The organism is Citrobacter braakii, assembly GCF_002075345.1.
Classification (GTDB): domain Bacteria; phylum Pseudomonadota; class Gammaproteobacteria; order Enterobacterales; family Enterobacteriaceae; genus Citrobacter; species Citrobacter braakii.
In genome coordinates this window covers 170,408-183,955 of the sequence record NZ_NAEW01000003.1, presented here as the reverse complement: position 1 = coordinate 183,955, position 13,548 = coordinate 170,408, and the positions used below count along the sequence as shown (strand labels likewise).

The 13,548-nt window shown below is 50.0% G+C and carries 5 protein-coding genes; 2 read left to right on the top strand and 3 right to left on the bottom strand.

Annotation, left to right across the window (positions count from 1 at the left end; all coding sequences use genetic code 11):
• Positions 1 to 592 precede the first annotated feature (592 nt).
• Together BZK42_RS08045 and BZK42_RS08040 are read left to right on the top strand one after the other, a co-directional pair.
• Positions 593 to 1,171, top strand: a complete 579-nt coding sequence (locus BZK42_RS08045) for a helix-turn-helix transcriptional regulator (RefSeq protein WP_080858984.1) — start codon at positions 593 to 595, stop codon at positions 1,169 to 1,171.
• Between the two features lie 196 nt (positions 1,172 to 1,367).
• Positions 1,368 to 10,700, top strand: coding sequence for an autotransporter outer membrane beta-barrel domain-containing protein (locus BZK42_RS08040; protein ID WP_080858983.1), 9,333 nt, complete (start codon positions 1,368 to 1,370; stop codon positions 10,698 to 10,700).
• A 189-nt stretch (positions 10,701 to 10,889) separates the two neighbouring features.
• Here the strand turns inward: BZK42_RS08040 and BZK42_RS08035 are convergent, their stop codons facing one another.
• The 3 genes from BZK42_RS08035 to BZK42_RS08025 form a co-directional block, all read right to left on the bottom strand.
• Positions 10,890 to 11,657 (bottom strand): putative bifunctional diguanylate cyclase/phosphodiesterase, encoded by a 768-nt coding sequence (locus BZK42_RS08035; protein WP_016152160.1) that lies wholly within the window; start codon positions 11,655 to 11,657, stop codon positions 10,890 to 10,892.
• A 101-nt stretch (positions 11,658 to 11,758) separates the two neighbouring features.
• Entirely contained in the window at positions 11,759 to 12,346 is a 588-nt protein-coding gene (locus BZK42_RS08030; protein ID WP_019076223.1) for a helix-turn-helix domain-containing protein, read from the bottom strand.
• Between the two features lie 24 nt (positions 12,347 to 12,370).
• Complete coding sequence (locus BZK42_RS08025) at positions 12,371 to 13,057, bottom strand: flagellar brake protein (RefSeq protein WP_016152158.1); 687 nt, start codon at positions 13,055 to 13,057, stop codon at positions 12,371 to 12,373.
• Between the last annotated feature and the right edge of the window lie 491 nt (positions 13,058 to 13,548).

Genomic DNA, 13,548 nt, shown 5'->3' with positions numbered 1-13,548 from the left:
ATATAACATCTTCAAGCGAGATTTGAAGATTAAGCACTAAATGACAAAAATAGCACAAAATGCTTAGTTATTAAGATAGGTCAGAGTTATCACCTTAAATGCTCGAATTTTAGGTCGATAACTGCAAATAAGACAATATTTCTCTCTCCCACCGCTCTCCCTCTCTCTTTATCCTGGCCTTGATTAAGAATTCTCCTACCTGCCAATAGTCCCATTAAGAAGAATGGTTATCTGTTTGAAATATAAGATTTTTCATATAAATCCCCTCCAGTATAAATAGGAATACCCTGTCTTTATAGAAATGGCTGAAACATTATTCGCGTGATCCATAAGCGAAATCTATCAATCATTTACTCAGAGCTGAAATAAACGATTTATCTTAAATTTTAACAAAGTGTAATATCTACTTTAAGAATAGTTAATGATTCAAATTAATACAGAAAATATCTGTTGAATCTGCAATAAATAAGGATGCGTTCACACCAAAGAACGTCATACGAGATTTAATTAACATTTCATGCGTCGCAAGAAACTCTTTTTTTAGACTAAAAAAAGAGGCGACCGCCTGCACCAAAATTTCAAGGAGATCGTTATGTCTAAGGCTATTTTTTTGGGTGAATCAATTTATCCCTGGCTAGGCATGCGTGAAATCCTACGTGGTTCATCATTATATATTGATATCGCGTACTACTCCTCTCAGACGCTTTCTGCCGTCAACATAATCCCTTATGAAATGGATTGCATCATTATTAATCCTGACAACTCAGATGTTTTAAAATATGCCAGGATTATCCGCAACATGGCTTTACGCCCTGCCACAAAAATTATTGTTTTGGCAGATGAAGCTACTTTTTCTATTTTTCAAACCGTTTGCGGGAAAAACATGCTGTTCCTCGATCAAGACGCCAGCCTTGATCGGTTACTGCTTGCCGTGACGCGCATATCACAAAACAAAAAACCACGTAGTATCAAAGAAATAAATAACAAAATCACAGCAAACGAATTTAACGTAATGATGATGCTTGCCCGGGGTTGGTCATTGACTCAAATCGCTGGAGCATCACAAAAAAGTGAAAAAACCATCGGGGCGTACAAAAGCAACATTGCCAGAAAACTCGGGAAAAATAACACCCGGCTCAAGTACACCATTTCTCACTATAGCCAGCCGTAACTGACTTATTTAAGGACAATTATCACGGTTATTATTTAAAAGATTTTCTTTCGGCTCACTTTTTAATTCCGCATCGCACGGAAGGGAATCCTATTTCCAAAAATCTATTACCGGGTAGCACATCCGCGTGCCAACCATAGCCAACAACTCAATGTATTAACAATACACATAACAGGAATGTAGACGAGGGTTATATATGAACAAAGTTTACAGCATTATTTGGAACGCGGCGCTCGGTATCTGGGTGGTCGTTTCCGAATTAACCAAAGGAAAGAAAAAAAGCAGCTCACGTAAAACTGTCGCCGTACTGGCGGCCGGCGCATTAAGCGCTGCTTCAATGCAAGCTTCAGCAACTCCGATTATCGATATCGGTGGACATAATATCTTCGCCGACTACCAGACAGGTATTTCTGTTGGGGATTATGAGGGTGTCCACGACTACGGATTTTTATATGAAGATATCACTGCTGGTGAGGCACTCAATATCAGCGGCGCGATCCCAACCATCAGTCCGGGTCAAAGTGGCGTTGTTGAATCAACGACCATCAGAGAGCTACTGCAAACCGGCAAAATCACCCTGCAGGCCACCAGCCCTGCCCAGGGCGTAAAAACGATTACTACTGCCGAGGAACTGGCGGAATACCTGACTTATAACCAATCATCAACGCCTTCGCAGAGCACAGAATTTGAGATTAACGACCCGGCGTTCCCCGGCGAAAAAACAACTATTAAAGTCTTTGATACCAATGCGTTAAGTAACTTTCTTACCGAATCACAGATTGGCGATTCGGCATTAAACACTTACGATCCGACGCAGTCTAAAATCTACAAACAATTTGGCATCGCGCTGGCGACAAACGGCTCCACGGCCAATCTGAATATTGGCGACGACACGCTCAATGTACGCGCCAAAGCCAATACCATCGAATTACTGGCCAAAGACTCCTCCTTACTGGAGGCTCAGGACGCGGGTAGCCAGGTTTACTGGCAATCCGATAACTTTATAAAATTTAACGCCGCCCCGGTTATTCCTGAAAAAACCTTCGCCGGCTCAGCGCAAACCTCCGTGTTTGGCGATGATGTCACGCTCATGACCTACGGCTATGATACGGACGGCAAAGTCGTCGAAACGGGTGAGCGCACATTTAACATCACCAACACGCAGGAGTTGGCCGAATTTAACGACTGGCTGTTGGGCAATAGCAGCGACGCGGCGGAAAACCCGGAAGGCGAAAAAGTCAGCCAAATCCAACTGTGGCTGGAAGCGAATGAAGTCACTACCGTCACCGCAGCACAAACGAAGTATGCCGAGCTGATTGATGGTCTGATCAATTCCAGCAAGCCCTCAGACGTGCTCAGTTGGGATTACGACGTCTGGACAGACGGCTTATCGCATGCCAATAACGCGACCGCTGACCGCGGTGAGCTGCATGCTATTTACGCCAACGGCGCAGGCACCTCCGGCACCCTGAACAAAGATGCGATTCTTGCCGTTGACGGCAGTATTAATGGCGTCATGAAAGCCGTTGATAGCGGGGTTATCACAAACTTTGGCGAACTGAACGCATTACGAACGTCTACCGGGCAGAGCCTGGCGATTGGCATGCTGGCAAAAGACGCGACGGCAACCAACAACGGGATGATCAACTCCGGGCTGTTTATCGATAAAGACGGCAACCAAAACGTCAACAGCTATGGCGCATTTGGTATGCAAGGTCAAGGCACCAGCCAGATCGCTAACAACGGCATCATCAACCAGGCGATCACCACCGATAACTTTGGTACCGCTTCGGCAGCCGATCCCTGGAGCAAAAACGTCCCCGCTTCTTCGCTGACGCTGGCGATTGGTATGCAATTGTCTGACGATGCACAAGGGGTCAACAACGGCGATATTAACGTCGTAGACGGACGTAAAAGCGGTACATCCTTTGCCAGCGGCACCGCTTATGGCGTAGAAGTCGCCGGGAATGCCACCTTTACCAACGCTCAGAATGCCTCTATTTATCTTGGTCGCGACGCAAGCGATCCGGCTAAAGATGTCACCATGGCAGGCGGTTCCAGCCTGAGCGCCGGTATTATGATCAAGAGCACCAAAGAGGTGATTAACAACGGCCTTATCACGCTGGGAACCGGCGTCCGTAACGCCGCGGGGATTTTGGTCGGAAATGCCACGGGCAACGTCCTCAATACCGGCAATATCGTGATCAATGGCGGTTCTAAAGGGGGCAGCAGTAAAAACTACGGCATCTCCGTACACGACAGCGGCGCAGAAAATAATCAGGAAATCCGTAACGACGGCAAGATTAACGTGAATGGCACCAACAACGTAGGGATCCACGTTAGCGCCAATAACAAAAATGCCGAAGTCACCACCAGCGCTGCAGGCGCTATCGTGGTGGACGGTGAAGGCGGCGTCGGTAACCGTAACTACGCCATCTGGGCGGAAGGTGACGCCAACGGTCAGGCAGTGGTTAACGTCTATTCCAATATTACGCTGGATAAAGCCGGTAACATCGGCGTCCACGTGCGTGATAACGCCATCGCTAACGTTGACAGCTTAAGTAGCCCCTCATTTAACAGCACCGATCAGATTGGTTATTACCTGTATGGTAAGGGCGCGACCGCCAATATTGGTCAGGCGGTGATGAATGACAACGGTCAGGATCGCACCACCATTTTCCGTATCGCCAATGGCGCATTGCTGGCCGGTAATACCACTAACCCGAAAGATCAGTCCACCTCCAACCTGGATTTGACTCTCAGCGGTAACAATTCCGTGGGCGTACTCGCCACCGGCGCAGGCAGTAACGTAGATACCGGTGAAGCAACGTTCACCGTTAAGGGTACTGACTCTGCGGCGCTGGTTATCGAAGGCGGCGCGAAAGGGACCATCAGCGATAAAACCACCATCAATTTAACCGGTGAAAGAACCGTTGCCGGAGTTGTGGATGGTCAGGCGCATCAGTTGAATGGTAATGCGCAGGGCAATGCCACGAGCACGACCCTGACCTCAAACGCGAAGATCACCTCTGAAGCCAGCGGCAACAAGGTAATCGCCTATGTGGCGAGGAATCTGGGCAACCTGATCCTTGATACCAAATCGATTATCGATCTGGCCAGCGTCGACAGCATCGGTGTCGATGTTCAAAAAGGCGGTAGCTTAACCAATAACTCCTCCCTCGCCCTGCATGTCAGCAACGGCATCGGCGTACGCGCCTCAGGCTCCAGCGCGCAGATTAATAAGCTGGGCAAAATTCAGGTTGATGATGGCACCGCTGGCGTTCTGTTGACCCAAGGGGCAAGCCTGCTGATTAACGGTATGACTGGCGACAGCATTACCACCGATGGCTCCGCTGACGGTATTCGCCTGGCCGAAGGCGCTGGCGCTCTGGCCGCGCAAAGCGTGATGATCCGCGCTGAGGGTACCGGTGCCGGTATTCAAAACGATGCCAACAACACCAATATCACGCTGCGTGATGTCACCATCGACTCCAACGATGGCCCAGGGATCCGCACCAGCGTGGCGCTGACCATGAACGATGGGCTGAACAATATCCTCAACGTCAACGGTAAAGGTACCGGCTTCGCCTTTGAACAACGTAATGGCGACGCGGTGACGGGTAATCTAACCATCGGCAAAGGCTATACCATTGAGGTACTCAACAGCGAAGGCAGCGGTATCCGAGCCAATACGGACGGTCGTATCACCACCAATGCCGACATCAACGTGCATGACAGCGCAGGTGGTTCAGCAATCATCGCGAAAAACGTTAGCGCATTGACCAACAGCGGCAAGATTATCTCTGCCAGTACCACCTCACCGGTAATAGACGCCAGCGGCGACAGCAGTAAAGCCATCACCAACACGGGAACCCTGCAGGCAATCAACGACTCGGCCGTGGCAGTTCAGTCTGGTAAAGGCAATGACACCATCGATATCAGCGGCGGTGTGACCAGCGGCGTAATCAACACCGGTGAAGGTACGGATACCTTCAACTGGCGTAGCGGCTCTTATGCTGGCGAAGTGAATTTCGCGGGTACTGGCGGTAACAATAAAGCCAACATTGGCAATGTGACGCTGGATAAAACGCGCCACATCCTTACCGCAGCGGGAACGGGCAACGCCCTCACCTTCACTGATACAAAAGGTGCGAAGATTGGTACGCTGGCTAGCGACAACCTGAATACCGGTACCAACATTGGCACTGGCTGGGATTCACTGACCATCAGCGGGTCAAATGCAGATGTACGCATCGTTGAAAACCTGAATCTGGCGAGCGAAACCCTTGCTGTAAACAATGGCGCCACGCTGCGTACCGGCGACCACGTCGAACCAACCAGCACTGCCGCAAGCATTGGCGATTACAATGTCACCACCCAGGGCGCAGACAGCAAGGTTATCTTCGATACTCAGGGGGATACCTCAGCAGCACAGATCTATCGCGGGATCATCAGCGGCGACGGGAAATTTGAACGTGCGGCGGGCGGCACCACGGTGTTTACCGCCAACAATAGCTACACCGGCTCTACCACCATTGATCAAACCGGTACGCTGCAGTTAGGTGACGGTGGAAATGAAGGCGAAGTGAGCGCCGTCTCTGACATCATCGACAACGGCGTATTGGCGATTAATCGCGCCAACACCGTGCTGCTCAACGGTGTGATCTCCGGTATCGGCGCGCTACAGCAAATCGGCGGCGGCATTACCCGTCTGAACGGTAACAATACCTATACCGGTAACACCACCGTTACCAACGGCACGTTGCTGGTGAATGGCGATCAAAGCGCGGCGCGCGGCGTCACCACCGTCAGCGGCACGTCCACACTGGGCGGTAAGGGCATTATCGGCGGTAACGTGCTGATGAACGATGCCACAACCATCAGCGCCGGTGACGGCGGTGCGGGTACGCTATCTGTTAACGGTAATCTGCAGCTTGGCAGCAAAACGACCTCCGCTTTCGAACTGGGCCAGGCCTTTACGCCAGGCGGTGCGCTAAACGATCTGGTGAACGTGGCAGGCGATCTGCAACTGGACGGGACCCTGGATGTTACCACTTCGCAAGGCGGTAACTTCGGACCGGGCGTGTACCGTATCTATAATTACGGCGGTACGCTGGATAACCAGACGCTGGAGCTGGGCGCAATACCGGACAGTCAGGATAAGAGCAATATTTTTGTCCAGACCTCTATCGACAAACAGGTCAACCTGGTGAACGCCAACGGCGTTACCCTGCAGTTCTGGGACGGGGCGACGGTAAGTCAGAGCCACGGCGCGTCGGGCATTGAGGGCGACAGCAAAATTGACGGTGGCGATGGCAAATGGATGGCGATCGGCAGTCAGGGTGATAACAACTGGACCACGGCAACGGGCGAAGGTAACGCACCTTGGGCGCAGAAGTCCTTTGCCGTCTTCACCACCAAAGGTGGCACCGTTACCGTGGATAACGCCGCGGGAGAAGTTAACTTCTCCGGGGCACAGTTTGACGCCGATGGCTATGTCGTTAAAGGCGACGCACTTAACGCTTATGCCACCACGGAAAACGCGACTCACGCAGGCCAGACGCCGGGAACCGGTGAACTGCTGCTGCGCGTTGGCGCGGGTGGCGCGGGGCAAAACTATACCGCGACCATTGAGTCCGTCATCCGCGAAGCCAGCACGACTGACAAGCTGACGCTGGTGAAAACCGACCTTGGCCGTCTGATCCTCAGCGGTGATAACGCGTATCGCGGCGGCACACGCATTGATGGCGGTACGTTGCAGATTTCCGCCGACAGCAACCTCGGTCAGAGCGGAACCGACCTGGCTATCAACAACGGCTCCACGCTGCAGATGGGCGCGGACCTGACCAGCAATCGCACCATTGCGCTGGGCGCGAATGATAACGCGGCGGTGTTTGACCTCAATTCACATAACTTCACGCCAACCGGTGAGATTACCGGCGACGGTAAACTGAAAGTCACCAGCAGCTCAAGCGATGCGGGCAGTACTCTGTCGCTCAATCGCGCGAACAGCTATAAAGGCGACACAGAAATTGCCGGTACCGGAAATGCCAACAATGTGACGGTCAACGTCAGCAAAACCGGGGCCTTTGGTAGCAATGAAAACAGCACCGTGAACGTCAATAACGGGGCGACGCTCAATGTCAGCGGAACAGAGACCAGCCTGAAATCCCTGACCATGAACATCGCCGACAGCCTGTTAACACTGGCGGATAACGTCACCGCCGCGAGCGCAAAACTGAACCTGACGGGCACAGCGAAAGCGCTGTTAACCGATAACGCCACCGCGGGCGAGGCCACGGTTAACGTGTCAAAAGACAGTACGTTGGCGCTGGAAGAAAACGCCAGCGGTGGTTCTGCTAGCGTGAATAACAGCGGACTGATGACCTTTGCGGACCAGGCGTTAGCAGAGAATACTGTCGTTAAAAACCTGGCAGGCGGTAAGGTCGATATCAGCGCAGTCGACAGCGCTACATCTATCGGCTCGTTGTCCGGCGCGGGGAATGTCGAACTGGGCAATAAAGAGTTGTCGCTGGGTAATCTGCATCTTGATGACACCATCAGCGGCATTATCAGCGGCAACGATGGCAGCCTGGTGAAAATCGGTGACGGCACGTTAACGCTGACCGGCGATAACACCTGGACCGGCACCACGGACGTCAATGAAGGCGTACTGCTGGTCAACGGTAATCAGTCTGCCGCGACCGGTCAGGTGACGGTGAAATCTGGGGCAACGCTCGGCGGGAACGGTATTATCGGCGGCGCGGTTGATGTACTGGATGACGGCCATATTACCGCGGGTGCGGCCATCAATAGCGTGGGTAAACTGACTACCGGTTCACTGACGCTCAGCGATAACGCACAGCTTGATTACCAGTTTGGTCAGGCCTATACCCCAGGCGGAGCCTTCAATGACCTGATTGATGTCAATGGCGATCTGACGCTCGACGGTAAGCTCAATATCCAGACCTCTCCAGGCGGAAGCTTTGACGTTGGTGTTTACCGCGTCATCAACTACACCGGCACATTAACCAACAATGTGATGGACATTGCCGACGCGCCGGAAGCTGCGGACAGCCTGTACGTACAAACCTCGGTTAAAAACCAGGTTAACCTGGTCAACCATGCCGGGCTGACGCTGCGCTTCTGGGACGGCACCGGCGGTGAGAATGGCGAGCTGAAAAACAACGGCGTCATCAACGGCGGCGACGGTATCTGGCAATCCAGCCAGGGTAATGACAACTGGACAACGGATGAATCAACGCCAGAAGGCGCGCTGAATGCACCGTTTACCGATGCCGCGTTCGCCGTCTTCCAGGGTGAAGCGGGCAATGTAACCGTCGATAACAGCAAAGGCGACGTCATCATCAGTGGCGCACAGTTCGCCACCGATGGTTATCGCGTGGGCGGTGAAGCCATTACCACCGATACGGCTAATACGCTGATTCGCGTCGGCGATGGCACAGTAGACGGCGCTAACTACACCGCGACTATCGACAGCGTGATCCGCGGCACCGGCGGCTTGAATAAAGGCGACCTCGGTACGCTCATCCTCACTGGCGACAATACTTACAGCGGTGGAACCACCATCACCTCAGGTACGCTGCAGGTGGCGGGTGATACCAACCTTGGCGCACCAGAGACGGGAATTATCTTTAATGGTGGTACGCTGAAATATGGTGAAGCGTTTGATACCGCTCGTCAGGTGACTCTGGAATCCGGCGGCGGGACATTCGACACCAACGGACATAACGTTTCTCTGCTGACGGAAGTCGAAGGTAACGGTCAGTTGACCAAAACTGGTAAAGGCTCCCTCACCCTGACGCTGGATAACACCTACACCGGTGGCACCACCATCGAGCAAGGCGTTTTACAGCTGGGTAACGGCGGTGATATCGGCAGCATTCAGGGGGATATCGTTGATAACGGCGTACTCAACGTCAATCGTGGCGATACCCTGGCGCTGACCGGTAATATCAGCGGCGAAGGCCAACTGCATCAAACCGGCAGCGGTGTTACGGAGTTGCATGGTGAAAACAGCTACAGCGGCGCAACGCTGATTGCCAACGGTGTACTGCAGGCGGGTAATACCAACACTCTGAGTAGCGCATCACACCACTACGTTGTCGCTGACACTACCCTCAACACGCAAGGTTACAACCAGACGGTAGCGGGACTGAGCAACGGCGGCGATGTTTCACTCATCGGCCAGCAGACTGGCACAACGTTAACCGTCAAAGGGGATTACACCGGCGAAAAAGGGACTATCAACATGGCGGCCACACAAAATGGCAGCGGCGCAGGCATTGCCGACCGTCTGATTATCGATGGCGGTAAAGCCAGCGGTAGTACGCTATTGGATGTCGATGGTTCTGGTCTCGGCGCACCAACTATTGGTGATGGTATCGAAGTGGTAACCGCGCTCAATGGCGCAACCACTACGGCACAAACGTCACGAGACGCCTTCCATCTTGCCGCCGATCGTATGGCAGCAGGCGCATTTGAGTATCAACTGCATGCGGGTAACGCTCAGGGTCAGGGTGAAAACTGGTATCTGAGAAGCGAATATCGTCCAGAAACTATGCTGTATTCTGGTCTCGCCAGCGTCGTTCGTCAGAGCGACATCAGCCTGTTAGGCAACATGCACCAGCGTATGGGTGACGAGGTTAAACCGGGTATTGATGAAGACAATCGCGCCTGGGCAAGAATGATTGGCTACTCCGGTAAAACCAAACTGGATGATGCGGCTGGAACGCAAACCAGTTCCCATACCATGGGGATTCAGGTTGGCGTCGATATGTATGCCAACGAAAGCTGGAAAGCCGGGATGTATACCAGCATTCTTGATATCGACAGCAACGTGAAAGGCACGAAGACAGGCAGCGACGGCAAAGGCGGCAACATCGACGACAACGCGTTTTATGTCGGCGGCTACGCCACCTGGTTCTCAGGCGACGGGATGTATGTTGATAACGTCCTGCAATACGGTAACCATAAATCCCGCCTGGCGGCGACCGGTAACAACGGCTCGTATACTGTCAGAGGCAACACGCTGACGGCGTCAACAGAAGTGGGTAAATCGTTCCGTTTAGGCGCCAGCGCATGGAGTCTGGAACCTCAGGCTCAGTTGATCTATCAATACAGCGACTTTGATAACGGGCGGCTTGATGGTGTGACCCAAACGAAAGTGAAAATGGATACCGCGGATTCCTTTACCGCCCGTCTGGGCGTACGTCTGGTCGCTGACTATGACACCAACCATGGCAAATTCCAGCCTTACGGCAGGGTCAACGTCTGGCAGGGTCTGGGTTCAAAAGACAAAACGCACTTTAGCAATGCGGTAGCCACCACCACGCTTGAGTCTTCACAACAGTACTCCAGCACTGAAGTTGCAGCCGGTCTGTCATGGTCTATCGACAGAAACCTGCAGGTTTACGGAGAACTGGGTACGCAATTTAGTAACGGTGGCAGTAAGTCGCAGGTTGAAGCGCCGGTTAATGCATCAATTGGCTTTAAGAAATCGTTCTAAGCTGACATAAACTCGCTAGCCCTCTGTTTAACAGGGGGCTTTTTTTTGCCTGTCACAGATACAAAGCTACCTGATGCGCTTAACGTATCAGGCCTACGGACTTATTTTTATAGGCAGGAAAAGCGCGGGAGCGGCCCTCTGGCAACGCGAAACAAACGAGATTCAGGGGAACAACAGAGAGGGAGAAGATTAAGGATTATACTGCGTCAGGAGTAACGGGATCTCTTCTGCTAACACTGGGGGAGAAATGAAAAAGCCTTGAATTTTGTCACAACCAATCTGCATCAGCCGGTCCAGTTCGGACTGGGTTTCCACCCCTTCAGCAAGAACTTCAATACCAAAATTGTGCGCCAGTGAAATTATACCCTCAACAATCTTTGTTGAGCGGGTATCGGGTTCAATGCCGGCGATAAATTCCTTATCAATTTTTAAGGTATCAAAAGGATATTTCAACAGATAGTTAAGATTGGCGTGGCCGGTTCCAAAATCATCAAGGGCAATTTTGACCCCGATCGCCTTCAGCTCCGTCATATTTTTAGCCGCGACCTGACTGTCGCACAGCGGCGACGTTTCCGTGACCTCTATCTGGCATCGATGGGGCGGGAGACCACATACAGTAAGGTTTTTTCTGACGCGTTGGGGTAACAGCGGATCGCAGAATTCAAGCGCGGAAATATTGACGGACAATACAAGGGGCTCTGGCCAACGGGTTGCCACATCCCAGGGAGTGTGGGTAACCATATCTTCAATTGACATGATATTGCCGCTGTCTTCCAGCAAGGTAATAAAAACATCGGGAGAGATCATCCCCATCTGGGGGCTATTCCAACGCATTAATGCTTCAAACCCGCTAATACGCTGATTACGCAAATTAAAAATTGGTTGATAAACCATATAAAGCTGACTGGTATTCAATGCCTTTTCAAGCGCGGTTAACACCTCACTAGAATTAAACATTCCTCTCTCCCTCAACAAATCATAAAAATTAAAAACCAGTCAATATCACTCCCGAATTGTATCTACTATTAGGTGTGTTACATCAGAATAGAATGGCCAGGTTAGGGTAAAAAAGACATACGATGGGTAAATCTGACAATTAATTTATTTAATTCCGAGGTATTGGTCAGTCCCAGCTTGGTGACGACCCTCATTTTATGCGCCTGGATAGTTTTATAATTCAGGCTAACTAACTCTGAAATTTCTCTGGCGGTATATCCGTTTACCAATAAATTCAGAATCTGCTGCTCTCTCTCGGTTAATCTTTTCTGTGAACGATACAGCCGGGGATTCCATTTCCCGGCCGTTAACGACGCCAGTTGACCGAAATCGCGCAGTGAAGATTTCTCCGTCAAAACTATCGTTTTTTCAACATATAATAACTCTACACATAATTTCGCCACCAAACTATCAGCAATAATTACCACGACATTATTATAAAACTTGAAGCGGTTTTTATTCAAAAACTGCACGATAGTTGAACATGGTTGTTCGTTATCAATGATATTAAAAACCATGGTTTGATGCTGGCATAATGATGACTGATGCAACATATCCTCAAACTGGAATGTTTGTATCGGTACATGTTTGCTTGTCAGGTAGGCGAACAAACCGTTGCCCACAAAATTATCACTGCCACACATCAACATCCTGTTCATCGCTCCTTATCAGCATCAAATCTTGTTACTCATTAAAAATTTAATAATAATCTTCTCGACCTCTGCCTCTTCACGACGATTTTTAAAATCGAACTCACATGAGATCTGATGACAGGCATACAATTGATTATCCTCATCAAATTCATTGATCATGACGACATCGATCACTTTCAAATCCAGCTGTAAACTGCCAAACGTATCAAAATCCAGCGCGGCATTTTTAATCACCGCATCTTTATAGAGAAAACGGGAGTTCACATCTTTAACAATTAATGCACAACCGCCCTGCGAGATGTTTTTAATCTTCAGAGAGTAGTTTTCTCCGTTTTTGTAACGACCAAAACAGAAAAAGTCGTAACCCTTCAGGAAGGAAAAACGCTGATTTTGTCGCTGCTGGGCAAAGAAAATCATATCCGGGATGAAGTAGGATAATCCTGCTTGTGCACCTGCTGATAAGGTTTGTTCGAATCTGGCACTAAATTTTACAATCCCACTTTCACTGTGCAGGATAAAGTACTGGACCTTTTCAGGAACAATGTCTTCGTGTCCGGAGATGACAAACCGCTCGAAATCAATCTTCTCTAACTGCGTGATAACACTATGGTTTTCACATAAAACTTCAAGTTTCGTTTTCTTGTGCAACTCTTCACGAAGGGTAGCGATGATTTCAAACTTGTTGTCCTTTGCTAATCCAAAGCTCATTCTAAAACCCTTATTTCCATATTTAAGATATGTCTCGCTTTTGGTTGCTCACAAAACGCGAGATCAGCATCCACCCCTGGTGCTTAATTACCATAGTGGATTCCATGTCGAACAGTTGGTTAAAAATTAAGTTTTTAACTATCTTTAGCCATTTATTGATACGTAAAAACATTTAATCAAAGTTAATTCTAGCTGAAGCCATGCCTAAAACCACATGAAGTTGTTGGCTAACTATAACAAAAGAGAATAATAAAATTTTTTGAGATGTCATTTTGAGATAACAAATAGCAAGAACTACACAGAAAAAAATAGAGGGAAATGAATGGGTTTTGATGGAAGGACCATGCAGTATGCGGACTGGCGTGCTATCGCAAGAAGAAGAGAAAATGCTTACTGCACTATATCATTAACCAGGAATATAGCTCCGACTAGTTATTGTGAAAAAGTGAATAATTATATTTCACCTGTAAAATAAATTTACCTTAGGGCAG

Bases quoted from the DNA above. Each gene is read 5' to 3' on its own strand.
- BZK42_RS08045 (WP_080858984.1), top strand. From the start codon at position 593: ATGTCTAAGGCTATTTTTTTGGGTGAATCAATTTATCCCTGGCTAGGC.
- BZK42_RS08040 (WP_080858983.1), top strand. From the start codon at position 1,368: ATGAACAAAGTTTACAGCATTATTTGGAACGCGGCGCTCGGTATCTGG.
- BZK42_RS08035 (WP_016152160.1), bottom strand. From the start codon at position 11,657: ATGTTTAATTCTAGTGAGGTGTTAACCGCGCTTGAAAAGGCATTGAAT.
- BZK42_RS08030 (WP_019076223.1), bottom strand. From the start codon at position 12,346: ATGTTGATGTGTGGCAGTGATAATTTTGTGGGCAACGGTTTGTTCGCC.
- BZK42_RS08025 (WP_016152158.1), bottom strand. From the start codon at position 13,057: ATGAGCTTTGGATTAGCAAAGGACAACAAGTTTGAAATCATCGCTACC.